Annotated in this window: 39 protein-coding genes and 1 tRNA gene; 30 read left to right on the top strand and 10 right to left on the bottom strand. The window is 61.3% G+C overall.

Features of this window, described 5'->3' with window-relative positions; all coding sequences use genetic code 11:
* Nucleotide 1 precedes the first annotated feature (1 nt).
* The 6 genes from IEV87_RS08900 to IEV87_RS08925 form a co-directional block, all read right to left on the bottom strand.
* Complete coding sequence (locus tag IEV87_RS08900) at nucleotides 2-199, bottom strand: hypothetical protein (RefSeq protein ID WP_188477287.1); 198 nt, start codon at nucleotides 197-199, stop codon at nucleotides 2-4.
* Complete coding sequence (locus IEV87_RS08905; RefSeq protein WP_188477288.1) at nucleotides 199-1602, bottom strand: DnaB-like helicase C-terminal domain-containing protein; 1404 nt, start codon at nucleotides 1600-1602, stop codon at nucleotides 199-201. The genes IEV87_RS08900 and IEV87_RS08905 overlap by 1 nt, the downstream gene beginning before the upstream one ends.
* Nucleotides 1599-1892, bottom strand: coding sequence for a hypothetical protein (locus IEV87_RS08910; protein ID WP_188477289.1), 294 nt, complete (start codon nucleotides 1890-1892; stop codon nucleotides 1599-1601). Before IEV87_RS08910 ends, IEV87_RS08905 begins: the two co-directional genes overlap by 4 nt.
* Nucleotides 1889-2692, bottom strand: coding sequence for a hypothetical protein (locus IEV87_RS08915; RefSeq protein WP_188477290.1), 804 nt, complete (start codon nucleotides 2690-2692; stop codon nucleotides 1889-1891). The genes IEV87_RS08910 and IEV87_RS08915 overlap by 4 nt, the downstream gene beginning before the upstream one ends.
* Nucleotides 2693-2857: 165 nt before the next feature.
* Nucleotides 2858-3391, bottom strand: coding sequence for a hypothetical protein (locus tag IEV87_RS08920; RefSeq protein ID WP_188477291.1), 534 nt, complete (start codon nucleotides 3389-3391; stop codon nucleotides 2858-2860).
* 559 nt (nucleotides 3392-3950) lie between these two features.
* Nucleotides 3951-4391, bottom strand: coding sequence for a hypothetical protein (locus IEV87_RS08925; protein WP_188477292.1), 441 nt, complete (start codon nucleotides 4389-4391; stop codon nucleotides 3951-3953).
* Between the two features lie 71 nt (nucleotides 4392-4462).
* Between IEV87_RS08925 and IEV87_RS08930 the strand changes: the two genes are divergently transcribed.
* A complete protein-coding gene (locus IEV87_RS08930) occupies nucleotides 4463-4774 on the top strand; it encodes a hypothetical protein (RefSeq protein ID WP_188477293.1) in 312 nt (103 codons plus the stop codon).
* A 12-nt stretch (nucleotides 4775-4786) separates the two neighbouring features.
* Nucleotides 4787-5056, top strand: a complete 270-nt coding sequence (locus IEV87_RS08935; RefSeq protein ID WP_188477294.1) for a hypothetical protein — start codon at nucleotides 4787-4789, stop codon at nucleotides 5054-5056.
* Nucleotides 5057-5162: 106 nt separating this feature from the next.
* On the opposite strand, the gene IEV87_RS23070 is transcribed toward IEV87_RS08935, so the two are convergent.
* Entirely contained in the window at nucleotides 5163-5393 is a 231-nt protein-coding gene (locus IEV87_RS23070; RefSeq protein WP_373284034.1) for a helix-turn-helix domain-containing protein, read from the bottom strand.
* A gap of 92 nt (nucleotides 5394-5485) precedes the next feature.
* Here IEV87_RS23070 and IEV87_RS08945 point away from each other — a divergent pair, with 92 nt between their 5' ends.
* The 24 genes from IEV87_RS08945 (at nucleotide 5486) to IEV87_RS09060 (ending at nucleotide 16560) form a co-directional block, all read left to right on the top strand.
* Nucleotides 5486-5794 (top strand): helix-turn-helix domain-containing protein, encoded by a 309-nt coding sequence (locus IEV87_RS08945; protein WP_269902650.1) that lies wholly within the window; start codon nucleotides 5486-5488, stop codon nucleotides 5792-5794.
* 369 nt (nucleotides 5795-6163) lie between these two features.
* Nucleotides 6164-6433, top strand: coding sequence for a hypothetical protein (locus tag IEV87_RS08950; protein WP_188477297.1), 270 nt, complete (start codon nucleotides 6164-6166; stop codon nucleotides 6431-6433).
* Nucleotides 6434-6604: 171 nt separating this feature from the next.
* Entirely contained in the window at nucleotides 6605-6874 is a 270-nt protein-coding gene (locus IEV87_RS08955) for a hypothetical protein (protein ID WP_188477298.1), read from the top strand.
* Entirely contained in the window at nucleotides 6871-7878 is a 1008-nt protein-coding gene (locus tag IEV87_RS08960; RefSeq protein WP_188477299.1) for a hypothetical protein, read from the top strand. Before IEV87_RS08955 ends, IEV87_RS08960 begins: the two co-directional genes overlap by 4 nt.
* Nucleotides 7878-8273, top strand: a complete 396-nt coding sequence (locus IEV87_RS08965; RefSeq protein WP_188477300.1) for a hypothetical protein — start codon at nucleotides 7878-7880, stop codon at nucleotides 8271-8273. Before IEV87_RS08960 ends, IEV87_RS08965 begins: the two co-directional genes overlap by 1 nt.
* Nucleotides 8273-8467, top strand: coding sequence for a hypothetical protein (locus IEV87_RS08970; protein WP_188477301.1), 195 nt, complete (start codon nucleotides 8273-8275; stop codon nucleotides 8465-8467). The genes IEV87_RS08965 and IEV87_RS08970 overlap by 1 nt, the downstream gene beginning before the upstream one ends.
* Nucleotides 8464-9432 carry a PD-(D/E)XK nuclease-like domain-containing protein gene (locus tag IEV87_RS08975; RefSeq protein ID WP_188477302.1) on the top strand — a complete coding sequence of 323 codons (969 nt, stop codon included), beginning with the start codon at nucleotides 8464-8466 and terminating at the stop codon, nucleotides 9430-9432. Before IEV87_RS08970 ends, IEV87_RS08975 begins: the two co-directional genes overlap by 4 nt.
* Nucleotides 9429-10379 carry a recombinase RecT gene (locus IEV87_RS08980; RefSeq protein ID WP_188477303.1) on the top strand — a complete coding sequence of 317 codons (951 nt, stop codon included), beginning with the start codon at nucleotides 9429-9431 and terminating at the stop codon, nucleotides 10377-10379. Before IEV87_RS08975 ends, IEV87_RS08980 begins: the two co-directional genes overlap by 4 nt.
* Nucleotides 10379-10684, top strand: coding sequence for a hypothetical protein (locus IEV87_RS08985; RefSeq protein ID WP_188477304.1), 306 nt, complete (start codon nucleotides 10379-10381; stop codon nucleotides 10682-10684). Before IEV87_RS08980 ends, IEV87_RS08985 begins: the two co-directional genes overlap by 1 nt.
* Nucleotides 10681-11001, top strand: a complete 321-nt coding sequence (locus tag IEV87_RS08990; protein ID WP_188477305.1) for a hypothetical protein — start codon at nucleotides 10681-10683, stop codon at nucleotides 10999-11001. Before IEV87_RS08985 ends, IEV87_RS08990 begins: the two co-directional genes overlap by 4 nt.
* Nucleotides 10998-11294: a hypothetical protein gene (locus IEV87_RS08995; RefSeq protein WP_188477306.1), complete on the top strand. Its 297-nt coding sequence runs from the start codon at nucleotides 10998-11000 to the stop codon at nucleotides 11292-11294. Before IEV87_RS08990 ends, IEV87_RS08995 begins: the two co-directional genes overlap by 4 nt.
* A 1-nt stretch (nucleotide 11295) precedes the next feature.
* Nucleotides 11296-11682 (top strand): nuclease domain-containing protein, encoded by a 387-nt coding sequence (locus IEV87_RS09000; protein ID WP_188477307.1) that lies wholly within the window; start codon nucleotides 11296-11298, stop codon nucleotides 11680-11682.
* Nucleotides 11682-11957, top strand: a complete 276-nt coding sequence (locus tag IEV87_RS09005) for a hypothetical protein (RefSeq protein WP_188477308.1) — start codon at nucleotides 11682-11684, stop codon at nucleotides 11955-11957. Before IEV87_RS09000 ends, IEV87_RS09005 begins: the two co-directional genes overlap by 1 nt.
* The gene (locus IEV87_RS09010) at nucleotides 11944-12528 is read left to right on the top strand and encodes a Lar family restriction alleviation protein (RefSeq protein ID WP_188477309.1); all 585 of its coding nucleotides are present in this window, start codon (nucleotides 11944-11946) and stop codon (nucleotides 12526-12528) included. The genes IEV87_RS09005 and IEV87_RS09010 overlap by 14 nt, the downstream gene beginning before the upstream one ends.
* Nucleotides 12525-12737, top strand: coding sequence for a hypothetical protein (locus tag IEV87_RS09015; protein ID WP_188477310.1), 213 nt, complete (start codon nucleotides 12525-12527; stop codon nucleotides 12735-12737). The genes IEV87_RS09010 and IEV87_RS09015 overlap by 4 nt, the downstream gene beginning before the upstream one ends.
* Nucleotides 12734-13063 carry a hypothetical protein gene (locus IEV87_RS09020; RefSeq protein WP_188477311.1) on the top strand — a complete coding sequence of 110 codons (330 nt, stop codon included), beginning with the start codon at nucleotides 12734-12736 and terminating at the stop codon, nucleotides 13061-13063. Before IEV87_RS09015 ends, IEV87_RS09020 begins: the two co-directional genes overlap by 4 nt.
* Nucleotides 13056-13430, top strand: coding sequence for a Lar family restriction alleviation protein (locus tag IEV87_RS09025; RefSeq protein ID WP_188477312.1), 375 nt, complete (start codon nucleotides 13056-13058; stop codon nucleotides 13428-13430). Before IEV87_RS09020 ends, IEV87_RS09025 begins: the two co-directional genes overlap by 8 nt.
* The gene (locus IEV87_RS09030) at nucleotides 13427-13609 is read left to right on the top strand and encodes a hypothetical protein (protein WP_188477313.1); all 183 of its coding nucleotides are present in this window, start codon (nucleotides 13427-13429) and stop codon (nucleotides 13607-13609) included. Before IEV87_RS09025 ends, IEV87_RS09030 begins: the two co-directional genes overlap by 4 nt.
* Nucleotides 13606-13866 (top strand): hypothetical protein, encoded by a 261-nt coding sequence (locus tag IEV87_RS09035; RefSeq protein WP_188477314.1) that lies wholly within the window; start codon nucleotides 13606-13608, stop codon nucleotides 13864-13866. Before IEV87_RS09030 ends, IEV87_RS09035 begins: the two co-directional genes overlap by 4 nt.
* Nucleotides 13856-14206 carry a hypothetical protein gene (locus IEV87_RS09040; RefSeq protein WP_188477315.1) on the top strand — a complete coding sequence of 117 codons (351 nt, stop codon included), beginning with the start codon at nucleotides 13856-13858 and terminating at the stop codon, nucleotides 14204-14206. The genes IEV87_RS09035 and IEV87_RS09040 overlap by 11 nt, the downstream gene beginning before the upstream one ends.
* Before the next feature lie 263 nt (nucleotides 14207-14469).
* Complete coding sequence (locus IEV87_RS09045) at nucleotides 14470-14898, top strand: phosphatase domain-containing protein (protein WP_188477316.1); 429 nt, start codon at nucleotides 14470-14472, stop codon at nucleotides 14896-14898.
* Nucleotides 14898-15137: a hypothetical protein gene (locus IEV87_RS09050; RefSeq protein WP_188477317.1), complete on the top strand. Its 240-nt coding sequence runs from the start codon at nucleotides 14898-14900 to the stop codon at nucleotides 15135-15137. Before IEV87_RS09045 ends, IEV87_RS09050 begins: the two co-directional genes overlap by 1 nt.
* Before the next feature lie 3 nt (nucleotides 15138-15140).
* Entirely contained in the window at nucleotides 15141-15383 is a 243-nt protein-coding gene (locus IEV87_RS09055) for a hypothetical protein (RefSeq protein WP_188477318.1), read from the top strand.
* Nucleotides 15373-16560 carry a hypothetical protein gene (locus IEV87_RS09060; protein ID WP_188477319.1) on the top strand — a complete coding sequence of 396 codons (1188 nt, stop codon included), beginning with the start codon at nucleotides 15373-15375 and terminating at the stop codon, nucleotides 16558-16560. The genes IEV87_RS09055 and IEV87_RS09060 overlap by 11 nt, the downstream gene beginning before the upstream one ends.
* Before the next feature lie 19 nt (nucleotides 16561-16579).
* On the opposite strand, the gene IEV87_RS09065 is transcribed toward IEV87_RS09060, so the two are convergent.
* Nucleotides 16580-16663 (bottom strand) — tRNA-Leu (locus IEV87_RS09065).
* Nucleotides 16664-16858: 195 nt separating this feature from the next.
* On the bottom strand, nucleotides 16859-17431 hold the full coding sequence (locus tag IEV87_RS09070) for a tetratricopeptide repeat protein (protein ID WP_188477320.1): 573 nt from the start codon (nucleotides 17429-17431) through the stop codon (nucleotides 16859-16861).
* Between the two features lie 119 nt (nucleotides 17432-17550).
* On the opposite strand from IEV87_RS09070, the gene IEV87_RS09075 reads away from it, so the two are divergent.
* Together IEV87_RS09075 and IEV87_RS09080 are read left to right on the top strand one after the other, a co-directional pair.
* Entirely contained in the window at nucleotides 17551-18291 is a 741-nt protein-coding gene (locus IEV87_RS09075; protein ID WP_188477321.1) for a rhomboid family intramembrane serine protease, read from the top strand.
* Nucleotides 18288-18650 (top strand): GFA family protein, encoded by a 363-nt coding sequence (locus IEV87_RS09080; protein WP_188477322.1) that lies wholly within the window; start codon nucleotides 18288-18290, stop codon nucleotides 18648-18650. The genes IEV87_RS09075 and IEV87_RS09080 overlap by 4 nt, the downstream gene beginning before the upstream one ends.
* Before the next feature lie 78 nt (nucleotides 18651-18728).
* Here IEV87_RS09080 and IEV87_RS09085 read toward each other — a convergent pair whose 3' ends face one another.
* The gene (locus IEV87_RS09085) at nucleotides 18729-19517 is read right to left on the bottom strand and encodes an inositol monophosphatase family protein (RefSeq protein WP_188477323.1); all 789 of its coding nucleotides are present in this window, start codon (nucleotides 19515-19517) and stop codon (nucleotides 18729-18731) included.
* A gap of 345 nt (nucleotides 19518-19862) precedes the next feature.
* Here IEV87_RS09085 and IEV87_RS09090 point away from each other — a divergent pair, with 345 nt between their 5' ends.
* Together IEV87_RS09090 and IEV87_RS09095 are read left to right on the top strand one after the other, a co-directional pair.
* The gene (locus IEV87_RS09090) at nucleotides 19863-20516 is read left to right on the top strand and encodes a VPLPA-CTERM sorting domain-containing protein (protein ID WP_188477324.1); all 654 of its coding nucleotides are present in this window, start codon (nucleotides 19863-19865) and stop codon (nucleotides 20514-20516) included.
* 181 nt (nucleotides 20517-20697) lie between these two features.
* Nucleotides 20698-20988: a DUF3303 domain-containing protein gene (locus IEV87_RS09095; protein ID WP_188477325.1), complete on the top strand. Its 291-nt coding sequence runs from the start codon at nucleotides 20698-20700 to the stop codon at nucleotides 20986-20988.
* Nucleotides 20989-20997: the final 9 nt, after the last annotated feature.

Genomic DNA, 20997 nt, shown 5'->3' on the forward strand with positions numbered 1-20997 from the left:
CTTACTCATCCCTCTGATTTTTAATGCAATCCAGCGTGTATGCTTTCAGGTTCGCAATCTGGATCGCCTGCGTTTTCCCCTCCGGTGTCTTCGCCATTTCCAAGACGGTTTCGCGCTCCTCGTCCGCGACGTTCCGCACCTCGTCCGCCGTCCGGCAGGCCCGAAGCCGGTCCTTGATGCGGTTCGCCTCCTCAAGCATCAGAAATCCACCTCCGTCTGGGTTTGCAGATCCCAGAACCTGTTGGTGGCGAGATCGCAGCCAACCCGCACGGTGCCGAGAGGCCCCATGCGCTGCTTGGCAACGATGATGTCCATGGTCCCCTTGGACGCGGAGATCGAGTCTTCCCAATCCGCCCGATCATCGGCCCGCTCCGGCGGCTCCATGCGTTCGAGATAGTAGGACGGCCGATGGCAGAAGATCACGTTGTCCGCGTCGTTTTCGAGATCGCCCGAGCCTCTGAGGTCGCCCAGGTGCGGCACCTTGCTTTCCCGCTTGGACATGTCCCGGCTGACCTGAGCCAGAGCCACGACCGGGATGTTCAGCATCTTGGCGATGGACTTGGTATCACGGGAAACCTGCGTCAGCACCTCGAACGCATTCCCCCGGCCCCGGACCAGTTGAAGGTAGTCGATCACCAGCATTCCGAGGCCCTTGAAATCCCCTTCCGGTTTCCACTTCGCTTGCAGGCGCCGGGTCTCGGAGAGGATCGCGGGGATGTCCCTGACCCGATCCGACATGATCTCGATCGGCAGGGCCTCTTGCTTTTTGGCGGCTTCAACCACCTTGCGGAACAGGGTCTCGGAGAGCGGGCGGTCCATCGCCTGATAGGGAACACGGGAGTCGATGGAGTTGATCCGGTTCGCCAAGTCCTCCTCGCCCATTTCGAGGGAGACGAAACCTACCCCGTATCCCGTCTTCGCGGCATGGTAGGAGAGCCAGGTGGCGAGGGAGGTCTTTCCCATGGAGGTAGCGCCGGCCAGCACCGTAGACCGCTTGGGTTTGAGGAGCAGCAGCTCGTCGAGGTCGCGGAGACCGGATGACACGCCAACCGCGCCATTCTGATAGGCGTCGTTGATCGCCGTGATGCTCTTGGTATGAGCGGAGAGCAGCGACATCGACCGGGCAACGGGCGCGTTCTCCGCCACCGACATTGCCGCCAATTCCATCGCCGCCGCCGCGTCCGAGGATGTGCCACCGGAATTGATCGCTCCGACGATCTCCTCCGCCACTTCCAGCAGCCGCCGGCGCTCCGCGGTCTCGATGAGTTCCCGCACGTAGTCCGCCAGCGCGAAGGACGCCACAGCGGCGCCGGAGAGCCGCGCGAGGTAGGAGACGCCGCCCAGGTCTTTGAGGCCAGGATCGTTTTCGAGCTCACCCTTCAAGACGACGGGTGAAGCGATGTGATCCTTGAGGATGCGGCCAGCCATCAGGGTCCAGATGCGGCCGTGGGTCGGTTCGTAGAAATGCTCCGCCCTCACAGGCCCGCAGTGGATGTGGAAAAGATTGTTGTTGTTCAGCACCGCGCCGAGGATCTGCTGTTCCAGCGCGACGTTGTGCGGGACCGTTTTCTCGGTCTCTCGTTGCTGCCCGGAAACCCTCATTCCTTGACGCGCTCCCGCTCATCGAGGGAGACGGGGATACCCATTCCCACGAAATCCGCGTTGATCTGGCGATAGTTCGAGTCGAGTGCGGCCGCGATCTGCGCCACAGACAGCCCGAGACCGGCCAAGTGTTTGACCTTGGCCCTGCGCTCCGCGCGCTCCTCTGACTGCTGCGTCTTTCTCGATGACCGCTTGGACTTGCGAAGGTTCATCGGATTGTAGAGCCCGCCTCCGTCAGTGTTGCGCTTCACCTTCGAGATCAGGTGCTCGCCCTTCCAATCGTCGGTCATACCAGCCTCCCGGACTTCTGCGCTTCGAGAACACGCCGGGCGTAACTCTTGGGTCTGTCAGGTTCGTCGGCGGAGAGGAACGGCTCCCAACCCGGCTGACGCAGCCAGGGAAGTGGCCCCTTGAGGTACTGGCGATCCTGCACCGAGGAGACGTAGCGGCGGGTGGCCGCGTTCAGATCGGCCGGCGAAACCTTCTCAGCTTTGGGATGCTTCCCTTCGCAAGCCTGCCGATAGACCTTCTCGCAGTCCCTCCGCCCGGTCTTGCGCTGGTGGCTTGGCCAGATGGTTTCCCAGAATTCCTTGAAGCCGTCTCCGATCAGGTCGGGTTCCGGCCTGCGATCTTTGGATTCGGCTGAGAATAAATCCCCCTCTGGGGGTATGGGGGTCTTATCTTTGGTTTCTCTTAGAAGATTGGTTTCTCTTATGTGTGCGGTTTTTCCGGAGTCCGGCTCACCCGTATCCGGCTCACCCGTATACGGGTTTTCAGGACACGGGTTGTCATTTATCTCCCAATACGTGCCAAGGAACTCACCTTTCTCCGTCTTTGTTTGGACAACCGAGACATACCCAAGATCCTTCAACTCCCCCACCATCCGGTAATATTTGTCCCGGCCGACCCGGCATTGTTCCATCAGGTGATTTGGCCTGAAAACCCATCCCTCCCTGAATGTCATCAACAGAGCCAATAGGCCTCTGGCTTCGATAGATAGCCTTGTGTCCGACATCACTGCGTTCGGAACCGAGGTGTATCCGGAGCGACGGCGCACACAGGTTGCTTGATCGACAGGTGAATTGCTCATTTCTGCCCCCTAAATATTTCTGTCAGTTGATTTTTTTCTCTGAGTTCCGCGACGGTCGCGCGGATGTCGTCGACCGGAACATCGAGGCTCCGGGAGATGTCCTCGACACCCAGGCCAGAGGCGAGGGCGAGCCGGACAACTGCCGGTAAATCGACCGACCGCATTTCAAAACAGCCCTCCGACCATAAGCGGAGGTTGCCCGGCGAATTCGGTGCAGGCCCAATTCCACGTCGCCGCCGCATCGGCCGCATCGAGGTCGGGAATGTCCCACCCGTAGGCCTCGCACTGGCGCTTGACGACGCGCTTGATTTCCAGCTTCGCATCCTCGCGCTTGAGGTGCGGAAAATCCTTGGAGGTGTATGCCTTACCGAGGAAATGCTTCCGAACGGTCGCCGGGAACACCATCTCGACCTTGACGCCGCGGTTGAAAGCGCAGCCTCGCACGCAGGCAACCAGCCCGATTAGGTAGGCGGAGGCGTTCTTGCCGCCAATGAAGGCCTCGACCACGATCAGGTCGGGATCATGGGTCTCGATCAGCCCATGCGTAAGCCTGAGCACATTGGAAAAGCGTTCAGCTTCGGAACGTCCCTGTCCGAGTCCAACGCTCCACGCCTTCGGATTGTCACCCGACTTGCCGACTGCCAAACCACATTGGGTTGCCACGTCCATCGCTACAATTTTCATGTGACGTGCGCCCACCTGCGCCTCTTTGCGATTGCGCAAATCTGGGATTGATCGACACCGAACTTCTTGCCGAGGCTAGTGAGGCTGGCACCCTTCCTTCGAAGTTTCCGTATCTCCCTCACATCATCTTCGGTGAGTCTGGCTTGGCCGAGTTTTGATTCACCGCGCGGAAAAGTTCCGGCAGCCATCGAATCCTCAACATTTTCTCGACGTGTCGCCCATCGGAGATGATTGGGATTGGTGCAGCCCAATGCTCCGTTGCCACAGCTATGCGCTGCGTCCAAATTGGGCATCGGCGGTTCGCCGTGAGCAAGAATGCACATGACCCTAGAAGCAAACTGCGTTCGACCCTCGAACCAAACAGACCCATATCCGGCAATGGTCGAGAACGGCCAAAGCAGGCAGTTATCTCCCGAATAATCGACGTGTTCATGGAGCCACGCCATCGGCTTGCCACGCTCAGTACCGCCGCCCAAAGGATCTCCGTGCCTTTGAAAGCGCCGATAGTGCGCATTGCAGTAACCCCGGATGTATTTTTCCGGTCGGTCACAACCGACGACGTGGCAGCCGCTCATTACGACTTCCCGCCGAAATCGAGCGGGGTGACGACGCCCTTCTTGGGCTCAGGCGCAGCCTCGGGCTGTTCCTCGGTGTCGCCCTGCCCCTCCGGCGCCTTGCCGTCGAACATGTCCTCCGACGACTGGCCGGTGATGTGGTTCTCCAACATCGGGATCGCCCGCTTGAGCGACCGGATGATGTCCATCGCCTTGTGCGCGCCGTCCTTCTTCGGCAGCTTCTTGAGGATCGACTTCGACCAGGAGAACGCCTGTGAGTTCATCCCGGTCTTCTCGATGAATTCCTTGGTCTTGGCCGCGCTCTCGCCGGCGTCGGAGCCGCGCTCGTATTCTTCTTTGGCCCGCGCCTCGATCTGGTCGATCAGCGCGTCGTGTTCGAACGTCGGGCCATCCATTGCTTCACGGACCTTCTGGCCCTCGCTTTTCTTGGGTTTCGCCATTGCTGTTCCTTCGGCAAAAAAGGGGCGGAGCACGAAGGCCCCGCCCTAGTTCAACAGGGAGGTTGGAGGCTTTGCAGGACACCCTGCCCCCGGTTCAGGTTGGTTGGCGCGAGGGACCGCGCCGCCCTGCAAATCTCTTGAAATACCCCGAGGATCCGATTGAATGCCCCTGCACAGATGGAGGGACGACGATGTGGGATCGGATTGTTGAGGTTTTCGCCATCTATGGGGCGTTGGTGCTGCTGTTCTACGTAGCAGCCAGTTTCACGCGAAGCGCACGCAACATTCGATCCGACTTCTTTGCGATTCTCACCGGCTGGACCCTGATGACGTTTATCCTTGGGGCGATTTACGTGCTCATGGGACTGACCATCGCTTACTGACAGGAGAGACACATGAGGCTCATCACCAGCTTTGCAATCGTGCTCAGCGGAACGGCCGCGCAACCACAAGACGCACGGCCCTTGCCGGAAACATTCTTTTCCGCTGGTGAAGAGCTTTGTGGTCACCTCATCGAAAGCGCAAAGATCAGCGAGTGTATGTATCGCCAGACCCTCTCGGTGTTGATCCTCAGGTGTGACCACAGCTTCCCGCTGCGTTACGACCTCCGCTTCAAGTGCTTCGATGAAGCGATCGCGCGATGGAGAGCGTTGCCAAAGGATTGAATCCGAGCACATCCACGGCCTCACAGAAAAAAATAATTTGTTTTCGCCACTTGTGGAAAACGCAGCGCAAACACAGGTTTATGCTTGAGGCACCCTTCGAGCGACATCAGTCAGCCCTCTCAGAACGGGCGGCGTCTGACGAAGGAGACGAACCATGATCGACCCATGCGGAGACCGGGACATCACCATCGGTTTCGCGCTCAATCCGAACCATCAGATCGAAGCCTGGTCGCTTCGTTCCGCTCAGGATTTGGCTGAGGTATGCCGGAACGATACCGACTTTAGCTGCAAACGCGGACTTGCGACGTCCCGCGAGATACTTTTTCAGGGGTTCCATGCCCCGGAATTTATCCAATAGATAACTTTATGCAAGCACAACTTTCCCATTCGCAAATACCGCCCACCCTGCCCGGCTGCTACGAGTTTTCCATGCAGCTAAACTTGCGGATCAGGGACTTGAGGAAAGCCAAAGGCTTGAGCATCGCCGATCTGGCGGGCAAAGTCGGTGTATCCACACCCCATTTGTCTCAAGTGGAGCGCGGCCTAAAGAACCTCAACAATCACTTGTTGGTTCGGATCGCGGCAGCACTAGAAGTTGAGCCTGACGCCCTTATCGCAAGTCAGAACCGTGAAGACATAGGCGATCTTTTGGACGCAGTTTCAGACCTTTCGGCGGAAGATGTAGAACGAGTGCGCCAGTTCGCTGATGCGTTGAGGCTCTCCCGCCCAGGCGAGTAGCGTAGCTCACAACTCGCCGCCTGTCGGATTCGTCCAGCTCCAAAAATATAGCTGTAAGACTCTCTTTTCTTTTCATCCACCGTACCCCCTTTGTTCACGCTAACGCGAAGCCTGTATACTGTCTAGCGTCAGGCATCGTTTATCCATTGGCTAAATTTTTGTTTGACGAACTTTTGTCTATTGGATAACTTTCCATCACCGCCGAAGACGCCGCCCGGCTGATCGCGGAAAACCGATGGAGTTGAAGATGCCCACCTACATCCCGGACCCAGATGATTTCTGCCGGACCTGCAAGGGCCGCGGCTGGTTCGGCGCGGATCGCTGCGACATGTGCGGCGGCTCCGGCCACAAAAGCGTGAGGGTGTGTTGATGCCCGTCATGGACTTCGCGGACGATCTGGCGGAGGCGCGCAAGGTGCTGCACCAGCAGTCCAGCCACCCGGTCAGTACCATCATCGACGCGGCGGAGGCGCTGTCGCTGTACTCGCCCGACAAGGCGGAACGCCTGATGGCCGGTACCGTCGTGAACGTGGCGAGGCGGTCTTCTGGCATCTGGTCGCAGCGTGAAGCCGCGAAATCCGTGGCCGCCTGCATCGCCATCGCGATCATCGTAATCGCTCTGCTTTCCCTCTCCGGATAGCGCGCTGCCTGTCGCGCTGTTCCCCCGGTCGGCACCGCCTATGCTCGCCCGCCGGCCGGGGTCGAAATACTCCCGCAACCCGTCCCGACCCTTGCGGGAGTAGAGCCGGGGCTTTGTCCCCAGATTGCCCCGGCTCACCCATTCACACCTGACAGAAGATTGGAGGCCAACATGGCAAAAACGGTTCAAGAGCACTTCGAGGAGTGCAAGCAGATCGACCAGATCGTCGATCAGGCGAATGCCCTTCTGACAAAGGTTCGCAACGAACTCGTGATCGCGCGCGCAGTTCTGGAAGCCCTGAGCGAATATCAGCACCCCAAGCTGGCAATGGCCGTGCCCTACCAGTTCCGGCAAGACCTGGGCGACAAGCACGTCACCCCTCGCACCGTCATCGACGCCGAGATCACCCGCATCAACGCGCTTCTGGGGGATCGGGCATGACCACCACCGACATCATCGAGATCGACATCCCGCACAAGACGGACGTACCCGCGCTGTTCGAAACTAAGGACGGGGTTCCCAATCTTGTCGCCAAGATCGAGAAGCAGGCGCGTTCGTTCGCCATCGACTACACGACCGAGGCGGGCCGCAAGGAAGCGAAGTCGCTGGCCGCCAAGGTTTCCCGCTCAAAGACGCTGATCGACGAGGTTGGCAAGGAACAGAACGAGGAGCGCAACCGGCTCAACAAGGAGGTCAACGCCCTCCGGAACCTCGCGACCTCGCGTCTCGATGCCCTCCGCGATGAGATCAAGGCGCCTGTCGTCGAATGGGAGAAGAAGGAGGCCGAGCGGGTCCGTCTTCACATGCTGGCCATGGATGCGTTCGATCTTGGGCGCGTGTCGTCCAACAACTCCTCGATCGACATTCAGGGGGTCATCAATTCCATCCGCGACACCAAGATCGACGAGACGTGGGAGGAATACGAGGCCGACGCCAAAGCCGCCAAGGCCGAGGCGCTGGTCAAGTTTCAGGCCGATCTCGGGATCGCCCGCCAGCGCGAGGATCAGGAGAAGGAGCTCGAGGCCCTGCGCGCGGAGAAAGCGAAGCGCGAGGCCGAGGATGCCGAACGCGCCGAGAAGGAGGCCTCTGAGAAGGCCGAGCAGGAGCGCAAGGCCGAGGCCGAGCGCCAGTCCAAGGAAGCCGCTGCTGCTGCGGAAGCGAAGGCCAAGGCAGATGCGGAAGCCGCCGAGCGCCGCCACAAGGAGGAACTGGCAGCGGCACAGCGCCGCGCCGATGAGGCCGCAGCCGCCGAGCGCGCCCAGATCGAGGCCGAGAAGAAAGCCGAGGCCGAGGCCGAGGAGAAACGCCGGTCGGACAAGCTGCACCGGATGCAGATCACGACCGAGATCGTCGTCGCGATGAAGGCACTCAAGCCCGAGGGCTACGAGGACATCGTGGACGCCATGATCGACGGGAAAATCCCTCATGTGAAAGTGTCGCTCTGATGAACCGTCGCTCGATCCTGCGCGGCATTCTCGCGTCCCCGATCATCGGCAAAAAGGTAGTGGAGGAAGGTGTGAAGGTGATGGCCTCGAACATGGCGTCCGGCGTATATGTCGGTTCAGAAGCTAGACCGGATGTAGATCCGGAATACCGCGATCCACTGCCGAAGTGGATGCGGTCGGCGTTGAGCGACTACGATCAGAAGCTGGACCGTCCGGGCTTCCAAGACCCACTGCCAGAAGTCCGACAGATGAAATCGTGGTCTGCGGTCTTCAAGCGCCACGTCACCTTTCAGATCATAGAGGAACGCCAAAAACTCCGTCGAGAGTTCTGGGACTTTGACCACAGTGACCCGGTGGCGGTCCTGAAATTCCTCCGAGACAAGGGGGTGGTCTGATGATCCGCTTCGCATTCATCATCATCGTCGGATACGCCTGCGCCGCCATGGTATCGTCCCATGTGTCCATGGACCTCGCGCAGACCCACTGGTCGAGCCTCTGGACCTACTTCTGGTGGGTCATGGCTGCACCGCTGCTCTTAGGCCTATGGTTTGCGGTATCGGCAGCATTCATTGCGTGGTGGGCGCGATGAGCCACGAAATCCGCACCCTGGCTGACGACGAACAGATCACAGAGCCCGGATTTTACCGGATCAGCCTGGATCGCCACCACTCACAACCATGCGACGGCCCGAGTGTCACGTCCGGGGTTCTTCGGACCATGGAGAAAAAAGGCCCCTCCAAGGTCTGGGCCTACCACCAGTTGAACCCCAATCGGTTCGAGGAGAAGCGTTCGGATGCGCTTCGCATGGGCACCGCCATGGCCGCCTACATCGAGGGCGGATTGGCGGGGCTCGAGGCCGAATTCCAGATCCTGCCGGAGAACGCTCCGAGCAGGCCGACCGCCGCGCAGATAAACGCCTTGAAGGAGGGCCGTGAGACCGAGACTGCGCGGCGGTCCATCACCTTCTGGTCGAACGTCAGGAAGGATGGCCGCGAGATCGTCAGCCAAGGCGAATTCGACCTGCTGGCCGCAATGGGTGCCGCTCTCGCCGCCGACCCGGCCGCCGCAGCCGTTCTGGGCGGAGAGCCGGAGATCACCATGGCCGCGTTCGACGAGCGCACCGGCCTGTGGATGCTGGCCCGGCCCGATAACATGAACTTCGACGGCACCCTCAGCGACTACAAGAAGGTGAACACTCAGGGCAGGCCGTTCAATCAGACCCTGTGCAGCCACCGCACCGAAGACCACGAATACACGATGCAGATGGCTTTCGCCGCGGACGTGTTCGAGCGGTTGACCGGCATCTGGTCGGACCAGTGCGGTCTGGTGTTCCAGGAGGATGAGCCTCCGCACGATGTCATCCTTCTGCCGATCCCCGAGGAAGACCTCCGGATCGGGCAGTTTCTCAACCGTCAGGCGATGACCCGCTTCCGGGAGTGTCTGGACGCAAACCATTGGCCCGGCCCCGGCGAGGTCATCACCCCCTTTCACCGCAACCCAGAGCGCCGCGAAGCCTTGCTTGAGCGGATGCAAACGGCAGGAGCCGCACCATGACAGAGCACCAAGAACGGGGCCCCGACCTGATCCTCCGCGAGAAGCGCCGGCAGGAACTTGGCGAGACCGAATTTCAATCCGGTTCGCAGGGTGGCGCCCTGATGCAGCCGCGGAACGGCCGCGAACTGATGGACATGGCCAACATGATGGCCGGATGTGGAACGATGGTCCGCGACTTCTACCGCAACAGCCCCGGTGACTGCGCGGCGCTTATCATGATTTGCCAGCCCTACGGCTTCAACCCGTACCAGGTGAGCTGGAAGACGTACAAGGCCAGCAAGAACGCCGACGCGCCGGTGTCGTTCGAGGGACAGCTTGTCAACGCGATGGTCAACATGAGCGCGCCGGTCAAAGGCCGTCTGCGGTATCGGTTCGAGAAGGAAGGTACGCCTGATCTGACCTGCACCGTCAGCGGCATCGACCGGGAGACCGGCGAGGAGATCACCTACACGTCGCCGCCGCTCAAAGACATCCCGGTGAAGAACAGCCCGCTCTGGAAGGGCGATCCGCAGCAGCAGCTTGGCTACTACAGCGCGCGCGCATGGGCCCGCCGCCATTTCCCGGAACTCCTTCTTGGTGTCTACACCCGCGAGGAGATCGAGGAAGCCCCGATGCGGGATGTCAGCCAGAAGCCCGAGGCAACCGGCGGATGGGCGGACAAGGCCCGCGCCGCGCGAGGACCGTCCAAGGAGCAAACCGAGGCGGACCAGATCGACGGGGTGAAGGACCGACACGCACCCGAGCCCGAGGACATCCCTGATGCGGAGGTGATCCCGGAATTCGACGAGGATGCCGTCGATCCGATGACCGACGAATACGACGAGGGGGTCACCGCCGCCAATCAGGATGCCCCGGAAACCGACTGCCCGCACGATCCCGGCACCTTCGAGTGGAACAACTGGATCGGCGGCCACCGCTTCTGCACAGCGCAGAAGGAGGGTGAGTGATGGACGACGTTGAACTGGAAGATATGAAAAAGGCCTTGGATCAGGTCATCATCGACACCGTCTCAAGCATTCCCGACGAAACCGGCATACATCCGGTTTCAGTCTGGACTGCCACGATGTCGAGAGCCATGGGCGTCCTTCACAAAGTTTCCCCAGAAGGAACGATGCAAATCATCGGATGCGCTCTGGCACATATGAAGGGCGAAATCACTCTCGAAGAACTGTCCGAAAGGAACGTGGCCGCTTTCAAGGTGGTCGCCGACGCCTGGATGGAATGGGAAACCAACGGGAGGACTATCCAATGACCGGCCCGTTCGAAGGAAAGAAGAACGTTTATCTGTGCCCTGACTGCGGCCACGGGTTCGTCACAATGGATAGCGTCGAAGGGGTGACGCCGTTCATGACGGGGTGCCTGAACTGCCAGAGCATGGCGCAGTCCCTGATGTATAAAATCCCGCAGCAGGTACTTGGAAACCCCGCTGTCTATTGGATCAGACCGCCGATGGACGAATGGGACAAGTACAGCGTCCACGTCCGGGATCACCTGTCACGCGGCGGGCTCATCAGAGATGACCATGGCGCCAAAGACATCAAGAAAAGAAAGCGGAGTGTCCGGCATTGACCTTCATTACCCCAGAACTGGCGCGCACCACCTACGCCTGCCCCCTTGCCCGCGTTTTCGTGGAGAAGGTCGGCCCGAACTGTGACGCCAACCAGTGCATCATGTGGCGCTGGCAAGCCCTCAGCGCCGAAACCCTGAAACCTGCGGTCTCCGCCGAGATGAAGCGCATCGGCAAGGGTCCGGCCGGCCACAAGGAGGCCGTGGCGAACGTCATGGCCGATCCCGAGTCTCATGGCGTCCAAATCGAGCCGACGCATGGCTACTGCGGACTGGCTGGAAAGCCGGAGGTCTGAGATGGAAGCCTACCGCCCCCACATGAACGTCAAGATGAGGTCGGAGAAGGTCACCGATCACGCCAAGGGCCAGCCGTGCACCATCCGGATCGCGAGCTTCGTGCCTGGCCGGCAGTGTTCCGGGCAGGACACGACGGTCTTCACCCACTTCGGCGGACCCACGAAAGGAACCTCCACCAAGGTATCTGATTTCGATGGCGGTTTCGGGTGCGCGGTCTGCCATAGCATCATCGACGGGCCGGACAAGAAAGCCCGCGAATATCTGTTCGAGAGATACCCGGCCGCCGTGGAAAACCGGATGCGCCTCTCCGTCAGCGAGACGCTTTCGATCCTGTTCCGCGACGGGATCATCACGGTCGACGGCGCCGAGATAGTAGGGAAACTCTGATGGGGTCCGGCGTCTTCTACCACGAACAGGCCAGGTTCGATGGAGAGTGGATCTCCGTCAAGTGCAACGGCCGTCCGGAGACCAAGAAGATCAACGGTGTCCTGCGCCTGAAAAACTCTGACGGTCTGGGCCCCCGATTGCGTTTCGAACCGATCGAGGTCGCCCGCGGCCATGCCGACCTGTCACTGGACCAGCTCCGCCAGTGCTACTCGCCGGATGGGAAGTTTCGGGCGGCCACCCGTACACCCGAGGAGACCGACAATGACCAAGACTGACGCAGAGGCGGTGGGGTTGCTGCCGTGCCCGTTTTGCGGATCAAGTCGCGTACACGCAACCCATTCACCAACCTGCCACGCCGGGTGGGAATACTGCGTCGAATGCCTCAATTGTGGCACTGACGGTCCGTATGCCGGAAACGAATATAACGCCATATTCAAATGGAATGATGATCGCGCCGAACGTGACGCCCTGCAAGCCAAGCTGGATGCGCTGACGGCGGCCCTGCGGTGTGTTCGTGAGGAAATCTGCACTGGCCCTGTGGATGATGTTCTATGGCACCGTGAAATCCCGGCTGAAACCACAGTCGATTTCATATGCAACACGTTGAACGACGATTGGGACTACGACGACTGGTTGGCCAGACAGTCAACCGCCCTCACCCCCGCTCCGCAGACCTACGATGACGGGATACGGGAGGCTGTCGAGGCAGAGGAAAAGACGCTTCTACACTTCTGCAATCTGGTGAACGCAGGGGATGCCCAAGGCGGCGGCAGGGAGTTTCAACGCCAGATTGGTTTTGCGTTCGACCGTCTGAAATCCGCCCTCCTCAAGGAACCCAAGCCATGACTAACAAACTGAAATTCATCACTGCTCACGGCGTCTGCGGACTGACCTGCGAATGGGACCCGACCTCGAATGGTTGCTCTTGGGATGCAGAGGGCTGGCTGGACCATTTCGGGACGCGTATCGGCAGCGGAGCAGCGCCTCTACCCGATGGTTCCGGGTGGGTCGATCTGGCGCAGTTTGCCTCCGTTGTTCAGGAGTCCAAGCCATGACCCACGACCCGAAAACGCTGAGAGCGGCGGCGGAAGCTAGACCGGACGCCTATGCCGTTTATGGAGCGGATCGAACTGACGCCTATGCGAAGGGCTATTGTGCTGGCGTAGAGGCTTATCGGAAGTCCATCCTCGCCCTTGCCGACACCCCGCCCGAGCCTGTGTCGGTGGAGGATGCGGCGCGGGTGTTGAGATGCATCGAAGCGAACTGGCGCAAGCGTATGGGGTATCCGGACGGCTACGGTAACACGCTAAATATGAGTTCCGAATGGGCGCTAGGCGAACTTCGCGCCATCGCCGGAGACCAGGAGCCTCACCATGACTGACACCGCCGATCCGCAGCTTCTGCCTTGCCCGTTCTGTGGGGGTGAGGCGAGATACCAAGCGCAGCAGGGCGACAACACGAACCCTTATGCGTGGCACGTCATCCACCACTGCAAAACGCGCGGCTTCATCCGTATCGAGCCGATCAAATGGTACGGGAATAAGGAAGAGGTCGCTGCACTTTGGAACGCAAGGCCAGAGGTCGAGCGACTGAAAGACGGTATCACCCTGATCGAGCGAGCCTACTACATGGAGGGCAAGGGCAAAGAGACCCGCGCCTCCACCATGAACAGCATCGCCCGCGACCTTCAAGACGGCAAAGACCTTGCATGGGCGCGCCGACTGTTCCCGAGAGGAGAGGCCCTATGACTATCACGCTCTACTGGTGGATGCTTCCCTTGGCGATCACCATCATCGCCTTCATTCCAGCATCCCTTCATCAGCAACGCGGCGATTACGATTTCGGCGGGGCCATTTTGGGCTTCATCGGACTGGTCGCAACCGCTGTCGCTTGGATCGTTGCTATCATCATGAGGCTGGCTCAATGACTGACACCACCGTCCGTGTCGATCCACTGCCGACCTTAGCTCGCGAATGGTCGGCGCTTGGGTTCGACAATGACCGCAAACAGCTTCGGTTCAATGAGATCGTGGAAACCGCCAAGACGTTTTACAACGACCCGGCTGAGGGCGTGAAGGAGATGATCGAGGCGTGTGACAAGAACAGCCCGCTCTACGTCAAGGGTCGCCCAATGTGGCAGGTTCTCCGAGAGGAATATGGGTGGATGCTCGATCATGACGACTGACACCGCCGCACTGGACGCGCTGATAGAGGCTGTGGAGGCGGGCGGTTACGTCTCATTCGACATGACCGATCCTGTGGCCGCGAAAATGTTCAAGGGCTGTACCTTCGTAGATGCGGGCCTGCTTAACAAGGCCTGCCAAGGCGACGACATGAACGCCGCCCTTGAGCTGTTTAAGGCGCTACTACCGAGGTGGAAATGGGTCATCGCCTCTGACGGTTCAGTCGTTTTGACGGGACCGAAGGACCAATCCGTTATCGTGGCTAGGCGATTCAATCTACTCCCTGTCCGCGCCTTCCTTCTGGCCACCCTGCGGGCGTATCGGGCGGAGGTGGCGGGATGAGCCGGATGGAGAGTTTTCCGTGTGCCTGCGCCTTTGCGAAAAGCGTTAACGACCGCAGCCCATTCAATTTCCCGCGCATCGGAATGGCAGACACTGTGCTGTATCGAGGCTACTGGATCAACCGCCATACGACAACTGGCCGAACCGCCGTAATCATGCGGATCGGTGAAGGCCCTCTGCACCCAGAGGCGAGACAGTGTTGTTTCGAATGGTTTGACCAGAAAGCCCGCCCCACCAACAGCCCGGAGAGGGAGGAGTAGACCATGATAGTATTCGATCTGGACGGCACACTGGCTGACCCCAAGTTCCGGGAACACTATGTTCGCAGGCCTGTGGGGCAGAAAGATTGGGACCGCTTCCACGCAGAGGCTGCAAGAGATTTGCCAAAAGCGTGGATCGTGAGGGCGTACCTTGCGTTTGAAGCCACCGGGCATGAAGTCCAAATCTGGACGGGGCGCGATGAGAAGTACCGCCAGTCAACCCTAGAGTGGTTGGCCAAGCAGGGCATCCACTCCCCGGAACTCAAGATGCGCCAGACTGGCGACCATACACCTGACGATGAAATGAAATCGGCATGGGCGGATGAGGCGGATCGCCATGTGCAACTAGTCTTCGAGGACCGTCAGCGGGTCGTTGATATGTGGCGGTCGCGAGGCGTGACGTGCTGCCAAGTTGCCCCCGGTGATTTCTGATGACCCGCCCCGACCCCTACGCCCGCAAGCGCGCCATGAAGCGTCAAATCCAGATCGTCGGCTATCAGTGGATCGGCAGAGGTCGGGAGAAGCGGCTCTACGGCCCCGATCACGCCGTCCTCAGCAAGATGAACCGTTTCGGCAAGCTGTTGACGGCAGCAAACGAACAGGCCGCACGAATGTCAGGTAACCGTCGCCTTTACCGCAACCACAAGACCCCCGCCGGATCGCAGGAGTAGACCATGGGAGCGCACGTCACGCCGCTGTTCATCAAGGAGGAGGATGTAGCCAAGCTGCTAGGCCACAACATCACCTGGCTCCGGCAGCGTGCGGCTCTGCTGGAAGAAAGCTACGGCCTTCCCAAGATAGACCCGGCGACCCAACTCAGGCATCGTGAGGCGGTCGAGGTCTGGGCGAGGAAGCGAAACATCCGTCACGCCGAAGACCTCGCTGGCAAAAGAGGAGTGAACTTCGATGCAATATGAGCCGTCCCTATGGGACGATAGCGACCCCGGATACGCGCCGGGGATGAAGCACCGGAAGGACAGGGGAACCTACTTCTGGACCCCGCCGAAGAAGTACAAGGAAGCGGGATACATCATCAAGACCGTCCCTCTGGATCAATCCTCGCATGAGGCGCGCGCCGCCAAGTGCCGGGAGCTCACCCGCGAGATGCTGGAATGGTACAAGGGCCAGACTGCCGGCCGCCAGGCGGGGACATGGGGCTACGTCATCGGCCGCTATCTCGCCGACGATTTCAGCGCGATCTGGGATGTCCGCCCGCAGACCAGAGCCGACTACCGGAAGGAACTCGGTCTGGTGGAGGCCGTGATCGGCGATGTCCGGGTTCTCGACACCGACTACGAGATGCTGGCGACCATCAAGAAGGCGATGGAGACCAAGGGACGATCGACACACTACATCAAGAAGTGGTTCACCCATTTCAGACTGGCGGTTTCCCATGGGATCAAGATCGGCGAGCCGGGGTGCCGGGAGGTCAAGGCGGTCAGGTCGGAGATGCGGATCAAGAACCCGCCGCGGCGCTCCAAATTCATCACCTTCGAGCAGGTCGACAAGATCGTCGCGGAGGCCGACGCCCGCGGATGGCACCAGCTATCCCTGTCTGTCCTGATCCGGTTCGAGTACATGCTTCGCGGAGTCGATGTCTACGGGGACTGGTCGCCGGCGGAGAACCGCGAGGGCGGCATCAGGCATGGCGATCTCCTCTGGGATGGCGGGCTCACCTGGGAGATGTTCGACAAGGACATCACGCAGTTCGAGAAGGTCATCAGCAAGACCCGCGACAGCCTGCCCGAGCCCTACGTGTTCGCGCTGATCCCTTCGATCAGAGAGCGCCTGCTGAGGATCCCCGAGGATCAGCGGATTGGCCCGGTCATCGTGATGGAGGACGGTCTCCCGCCGCGCTACGGCCGCATGTCCCACCAGTTCCGGAGGGTCAGGCACCACCTCAAACTCCCGGACTACCTACAGATCAGGGACACCCGATCCGGCGGCATCACAGAAGCCAAGCAGATGGTCGACGGGTTCGCGCTCAGGGATGCGGCGCAGCACACCCAGATCACGACCACCGACACATACGTTAGAGGTCGGTCGGAGACCGCAAACAACGTCGTCCAGATGCGGCAGAAAGCGAGGAAGTGATGTACCTCGATGTACATCATGGTACGGACGGCGGGACTCGAACCCGCACTCCAGGGGAAGGCGATTTTAAGTCGCCCGCGTCTACCGATTCCGCCACGTCCGCGAACAAGACGAGTACCGCGTGAGTACCCGATGAGTACCGCTTTCAGAAATTTCCTTTTCCACCAATAGCATGGACCACATGCCAACGGGATTTTAAGTCCCCTGTGTCTACCATTCCACCACGCGGGCACGCGGTGGTGCGGACCTTATCCCTCCTGATGACGCTCCGGAAGCCCGCCGGCTCGGTGCCTTAGCGTCACAACTTCTGTCCCTGGCGCGGAATCTGATCTTCGGGAATCAGGTGGCCACGTTCGGGCAGCCAGGGGTGGCGGGCAAGAACCTCGCGCAGGGCCGCCTGGCCCTCCGCGATCTCTCCCATGCCAAGCAGGGTCAGGGCGCGCCCCGCGGCAGCTGCGACATGATCGGGCGACAGGGCGATCGCGCGGTCGAGATCGTCCAGGGCAACGCCATAGTCGCCGCGGATGAAGTTCACGAAGGCGCGCTGGTTGTAACCCTCTGCATAGGCGGGGCAATAGGCGGTGAGCCGGTCGAAGGCATCCAGCGCCTCGGTGAAATTGTAGGAGGCACGCGCCGTCATCCCCCGGTCCAGAAGCGCCTGAGCCTGGTCGTCCGGGGCCGAGGACCAGATTTCCCACATCCGGTTTGTCAGGGCGCGGCCTTCCATCTCGGTCCCCGCAGCGCGGGCTTGAGCCAGCAGATTGCGGATTTCCGGGCCGGTGTCCGGCGACGGCGGACAATCGGCCAGAACCGGAGCAGCCAGAACCGGGGCGGACAGGAGAAGGGCGATCAGGACAGGTGCGCGGCGCATGGGACAAGGCTGGACCCGCCCGCGCATCAAATCAAGCGGCGCTGTGCCGCGCGGCATCACAGGAGCGCGATCCCCGCGATCAGCTTGACCTTCCCGCGCAGGCGCAGCAGCGTTGGCGCATGTTTCCGTTGCGCGATCACAACCCCTCAGGGCGACGGCCCTATGTCACCTGGCTGCTGATCGTGGTCAATGTGGCGGTCTTCATCTCCTACGCCGGGATGGATCCACGGGCGCTGGATGCCTTCTTCGACAACTACGCCCTGTTCCCGGCGCGGGTAACGTCGGGGGAGGGCTTTGGCGGCATCCTCACGTCCATGTTCCTGCACGGCGGATTCATGCACATTGCCGGCAACATGCTGTTCCTGTGGATTTTCGGCGACAACATGGAGGACAAGCTCGGCCATCTCGGATTCCTGGGCTTCTACCTCGCGTCCGGAGTTGCGGCAGCGGTTGCGCAGATCCTGGCGGACCCGTCCTCCGGTGTGCCGATGGTCGGCGCTTCGGGGGCCATCGCGGGAGTGATGGGGGGCTACCTGCTGCTCTTCCCGAAGGCGCGGGTCGATATCCTGTTCATCTTCATCGTGTTCTTCAAGGTCTTCCCGGTCCCGGCCTGGGTGATGCTCGGCATCTGGTTCGGGCTGCAGTTCTTCAGCGGTCTCACCGCCGACCTGACGGCGGGCGGGGTGGCCTACTGGGCGCATGCGGGCGGGTTCATCGCCGGCTTCCTGCTGACGGTACCGGTGTTCCGGCGGCTCGGTGGGACGGCGTTCTGGAACCGCACACACGGACATCCGGACCATCCGCCGGCGCAGTACCAGTTCTCCCGATCCAACGTGCCAACCGTGAGACGCCGCCGATGAGCGGGGAAAAGCGGCTCAGCTGCCATTGCGGCGCGGTGGAACTGACCGTGCGGCTGGCCGACGGGCTGTTCGGGGCGCGGCGCTGCAACTGCTCCTTCTGCCGGCGACGCGGCGCGGTCACCGTCACTGCCGCTCCGGGCGGGATCGAGGTGACACGCGGGGCCGACAACCTCACGCTCTACCAGTGGGGATCGCTGTCGGCGCAGCACTACTTCTGCCGGACCTGCGGCATCTACACCCATCACCGCCGGCGCGGGGATTCCGAAGAATGGGCGGTGAACATGGGCGCGCTGGAAGATGTCGATCCCTCCGACCACGGCCCCTTCCCGTGGTTTCCGGGCCGCGACGTCCCGCTCTGACGCGCGCTTTCATCTTGCCTGAAATATCCTGGGGAGCCGCCCGGAGGGCGGCGGGGCAACGCCCCTTCCCCGGCGGGCTCAGCGGTTGCGGATGACCTTGGAGAACTGATCGAAGATGACTTCGTTCGATCCGATGATCTCACCGCTCGACAGGATGTCCTCCCCCGGGACCAGCGGTTCGACGAAGCCGCCCGCCTCGCGCAGGATGACGATCCCGGCGGCCATGTCCCAGGCGTTCAGGCGGCGTTCCCAGAAACCTTCGTAGCGGCCCGCCGCCACGTAGGCGAGATCGAGCGCGGCAGAACCGAAACGCCGCACCCCGGCGCAGGCGGGCATGAGCCGCGCGAGGTCCTGCAGGGTCGCGGGCAGGTCCGACCGGCCGCCGAAGGGCACGCCGGTGGCAAAGATCGACTCGATCATACGGCCGCGGCCCGAGACCCGGATCCGTGTCTCGTTCATCCAGGCGCCCTCGCCCTTTTCGGCAAAGAACATCTCGTCCTTGGCGGGGTCGTAGATCACCCCGGCGATAATCTGGCCCTTGTGTTCCAGCGCGATGGAGACCGCCCAGTGCGGCAGCCCGTGCAGGAAGTTCGTCGTGCCGTCCAGCGGATCGACGATCCAGCGGCGGGTCGGATCCGATCCGGTCTCCGCGCCGCCCTCTTCGCCGACCCAGCCGTAGGTCGGGCGGGCGTCCATCAGTTCCGACTTGATGATCTCTTCTGCGGCGACATCCGCTCGGGATACGAAATCGCCGGCGCCCTTCATGGAGACCTGCAGGTTCTCGACCTCGCGGAAGTCCTTCACCAGCGACCGGCCCGCCTTGCGGGCGGCCTTCTTCATGATGTTCATATTTGCGCTGAGCGACATGGCGGGGCTCCTGATGACAGGTGGCGCGTATAGACACTGCAGGATGAGTTGTGAAGGGGGGCGGTGAACGGGCAGGCCCGCGGCCGTGAGTTCACCCTGCCTCCCGCACTCCGATCAATGCATTTCCGAACGGCTCCCATACGAATTTGGAAGATCGCCCGGCGCGCCTCAGGCTGCTACCCATCCTGTCAGGCAGAAGAGCGCGGAAAAGACCGCGGATGCCTTTCATCTCTGCTCCGACCGGATGCCGTTTCCGAAAGTTCCCGGCATTCCAACTACATGCACATGATGCGTGGCCATCCCCGATCGGCCCCGGTCCGGAGTGTTTTGTTTTGAGGAAAGCAAATGAAGTATCTGTTCCCCCTGCTGGCCCTCGGCCTCACCGCCGCTCCGGCCCACGCCGCCAGCGTTTCGACGACGGACATCATCGCCACACCCGATTTCAGCTACGGGTTCGAGGATCTGCCGCAGTCCTCCGCCTTCGGGTCCGTCGTCATCAGCGGCAATATCACCGTGATGCAGGTCCTTGGCGATCCGAATGGCATCTGGACCAGCTTCCCCTTCCCCGGACAGGAGGGCAGCCGGTCATGGTATCCGATCGGCGGCGATCTGGGCTATACGGTCATCAAGACGACCGACGGCGCGGACCTCAGCGCGTTCGGCTTCCTGTCGGGTAACGGAGAGGCGCTTGGCACCGTCCGGACCGCGCATTACAGCCTGCGCCGCGACGGGGTTGAGGTCGCCTCGGGCAGTTACGCCAATTCGGCGGAGATGAGCTATATCGGCTTTTCGGACGCGATCTTTGACGAGATCTACCTGATGAGCACCTCGGGCCCGACCGACAGTTTTTCTTTCTTCGGGGACCGGACGCGCAACACGCTGGCCATCGACGCCATCGAGATGAAGCTGGCCGATGCTCCGGCGGTTCCGCTACCGGCGGGCGGTCTGCTCCTGCTGTCGGGCCTCGCCGCGGCGGGGCTGCTGCGCCGCCGGGGCTGAGTCCGCCCCGACACGGTCGGTCTGCGGGTGGCACACCGCCCGCGCCGACCTATGACATGCGCCGGTCCCCGGCTCCGGCGCATGTCGGCCAAACCGGGACACCAGAGGTCATGGCAGGCGCTTGCCCCCAAAGGGAACTTGGCAGAAAATTTCCCTGCCTGGGCCACCGAACGGGGACGTCATGCTGTACATGGTTATCGAACATTTCCAGGGGAGTGATCCCCTGCCCGTCTACCGGCGGCTCCGCGACGCCGGACGTGACCTGCCTGACGGGTTGCGTTACGTGGACAGCTGGATGGAGGTTGGCCTTGGCCGCTGCTTTCAGCTGATGGAGACCGACGATCCGGCCCTGTTTCAGACCTGGGCACTGCACAGGACAGGCTGCGGGGTGACCTTCGAGGTCGTTCCAGTCATAACTTCGGCCCGAACCCAGGCCGCTGTCGCGCCGCTGCGGTCGGCGAACCGGACCTAACAGCATCCG

This window comes from Primorskyibacter flagellatus, assembly GCF_014638275.1.
GTDB lineage: Bacteria > Pseudomonadota > Alphaproteobacteria > Rhodobacterales > Rhodobacteraceae > Pseudooceanicola > Pseudooceanicola flagellatus_A.

Excerpts from the sequence above, each read along its gene's own strand:
- IEV87_RS08900 (WP_188477287.1), bottom strand. The coding sequence starts at position 199 with ATGCTTGAGGAGGCGAACCGCATCAAGGACCGGCTTCGGGCCTGCCGG.
- IEV87_RS08955 (WP_188477298.1), top strand. The coding sequence starts at position 6,605 with ATGGCAAAAACGGTTCAAGAGCACTTCGAGGAGTGCAAGCAGATCGAC.
- IEV87_RS09040 (WP_188477315.1), top strand. The coding sequence starts at position 13,856 with ATGACGACTGACACCGCCGCACTGGACGCGCTGATAGAGGCTGTGGAG.
- IEV87_RS09095 (WP_188477325.1), top strand. The coding sequence starts at position 20,698 with ATGCTGTACATGGTTATCGAACATTTCCAGGGGAGTGATCCCCTGCCC.
- IEV87_RS09030 (WP_188477313.1), top strand. The coding sequence starts at position 13,427 with ATGACTATCACGCTCTACTGGTGGATGCTTCCCTTGGCGATCACCATC.
- IEV87_RS09060 (WP_188477319.1), top strand. The coding sequence starts at position 15,373 with ATGCAATATGAGCCGTCCCTATGGGACGATAGCGACCCCGGATACGCG.
- IEV87_RS08945 (WP_269902650.1), top strand. The coding sequence starts at position 5,486 with ATGCAGCTAAACTTGCGGATCAGGGACTTGAGGAAAGCCAAAGGCTTG.
- IEV87_RS08970 (WP_188477301.1), top strand. The coding sequence starts at position 8,273 with ATGATCCGCTTCGCATTCATCATCATCGTCGGATACGCCTGCGCCGCC.
- IEV87_RS08965 (WP_188477300.1), top strand. The coding sequence starts at position 7,878 with ATGAACCGTCGCTCGATCCTGCGCGGCATTCTCGCGTCCCCGATCATC.
- IEV87_RS09075 (WP_188477321.1), top strand. The coding sequence starts at position 17,551 with ATGTTTCCGTTGCGCGATCACAACCCCTCAGGGCGACGGCCCTATGTC.
- IEV87_RS09015 (WP_188477310.1), top strand. The coding sequence starts at position 12,525 with ATGACTAACAAACTGAAATTCATCACTGCTCACGGCGTCTGCGGACTG.
- IEV87_RS09005 (WP_188477308.1), top strand. The coding sequence starts at position 11,682 with ATGGGGTCCGGCGTCTTCTACCACGAACAGGCCAGGTTCGATGGAGAG.
- IEV87_RS08980 (WP_188477303.1), top strand. The coding sequence starts at position 9,429 with ATGACAGAGCACCAAGAACGGGGCCCCGACCTGATCCTCCGCGAGAAG.
- IEV87_RS08905 (WP_188477288.1), bottom strand. The coding sequence starts at position 1,602 with ATGAGGGTTTCCGGGCAGCAACGAGAGACCGAGAAAACGGTCCCGCAC.
- IEV87_RS09090 (WP_188477324.1), top strand. The coding sequence starts at position 19,863 with ATGAAGTATCTGTTCCCCCTGCTGGCCCTCGGCCTCACCGCCGCTCCG.
- IEV87_RS09085 (WP_188477323.1), bottom strand. The coding sequence starts at position 19,517 with ATGTCGCTCAGCGCAAATATGAACATCATGAAGAAGGCCGCCCGCAAG.
- IEV87_RS08910 (WP_188477289.1), bottom strand. The coding sequence starts at position 1,892 with ATGACCGACGATTGGAAGGGCGAGCACCTGATCTCGAAGGTGAAGCGC.
- IEV87_RS09050 (WP_188477317.1), top strand. The coding sequence starts at position 14,898 with ATGACCCGCCCCGACCCCTACGCCCGCAAGCGCGCCATGAAGCGTCAA.
- IEV87_RS09000 (WP_188477307.1), top strand. The coding sequence starts at position 11,296 with ATGGAAGCCTACCGCCCCCACATGAACGTCAAGATGAGGTCGGAGAAG.
- IEV87_RS23070 (WP_373284034.1), bottom strand. The coding sequence starts at position 5,393 with ATGGAACCCCTGAAAAAGTATCTCGCGGGACGTCGCAAGTCCGCGTTT.
- IEV87_RS09025 (WP_188477312.1), top strand. The coding sequence starts at position 13,056 with ATGACTGACACCGCCGATCCGCAGCTTCTGCCTTGCCCGTTCTGTGGG.
- IEV87_RS08950 (WP_188477297.1), top strand. The coding sequence starts at position 6,164 with ATGCCCGTCATGGACTTCGCGGACGATCTGGCGGAGGCGCGCAAGGTG.
- IEV87_RS09020 (WP_188477311.1), top strand. The coding sequence starts at position 12,734 with ATGACCCACGACCCGAAAACGCTGAGAGCGGCGGCGGAAGCTAGACCG.
- IEV87_RS09070 (WP_188477320.1), bottom strand. The coding sequence starts at position 17,431 with ATGCGCCGCGCACCTGTCCTGATCGCCCTTCTCCTGTCCGCCCCGGTT.
- IEV87_RS09055 (WP_188477318.1), top strand. The coding sequence starts at position 15,141 with ATGGGAGCGCACGTCACGCCGCTGTTCATCAAGGAGGAGGATGTAGCC.
- IEV87_RS08935 (WP_188477294.1), top strand. The coding sequence starts at position 4,787 with ATGAGGCTCATCACCAGCTTTGCAATCGTGCTCAGCGGAACGGCCGCG.
- IEV87_RS09080 (WP_188477322.1), top strand. The coding sequence starts at position 18,288 with ATGAGCGGGGAAAAGCGGCTCAGCTGCCATTGCGGCGCGGTGGAACTG.
- IEV87_RS08975 (WP_188477302.1), top strand. The coding sequence starts at position 8,464 with ATGAGCCACGAAATCCGCACCCTGGCTGACGACGAACAGATCACAGAG.
- IEV87_RS08990 (WP_188477305.1), top strand. The coding sequence starts at position 10,681 with ATGACCGGCCCGTTCGAAGGAAAGAAGAACGTTTATCTGTGCCCTGAC.
- IEV87_RS08915 (WP_188477290.1), bottom strand. The coding sequence starts at position 2,692 with ATGAGCAATTCACCTGTCGATCAAGCAACCTGTGTGCGCCGTCGCTCC.
- IEV87_RS08960 (WP_188477299.1), top strand. The coding sequence starts at position 6,871 with ATGACCACCACCGACATCATCGAGATCGACATCCCGCACAAGACGGAC.
- IEV87_RS09045 (WP_188477316.1), top strand. The coding sequence starts at position 14,470 with ATGATAGTATTCGATCTGGACGGCACACTGGCTGACCCCAAGTTCCGG.
- IEV87_RS09035 (WP_188477314.1), top strand. The coding sequence starts at position 13,606 with ATGACTGACACCACCGTCCGTGTCGATCCACTGCCGACCTTAGCTCGC.
- IEV87_RS08925 (WP_188477292.1), bottom strand. The coding sequence starts at position 4,391 with ATGGCGAAACCCAAGAAAAGCGAGGGCCAGAAGGTCCGTGAAGCAATG.
- IEV87_RS09010 (WP_188477309.1), top strand. The coding sequence starts at position 11,944 with ATGACCAAGACTGACGCAGAGGCGGTGGGGTTGCTGCCGTGCCCGTTT.
- IEV87_RS08985 (WP_188477304.1), top strand. The coding sequence starts at position 10,379 with ATGGACGACGTTGAACTGGAAGATATGAAAAAGGCCTTGGATCAGGTC.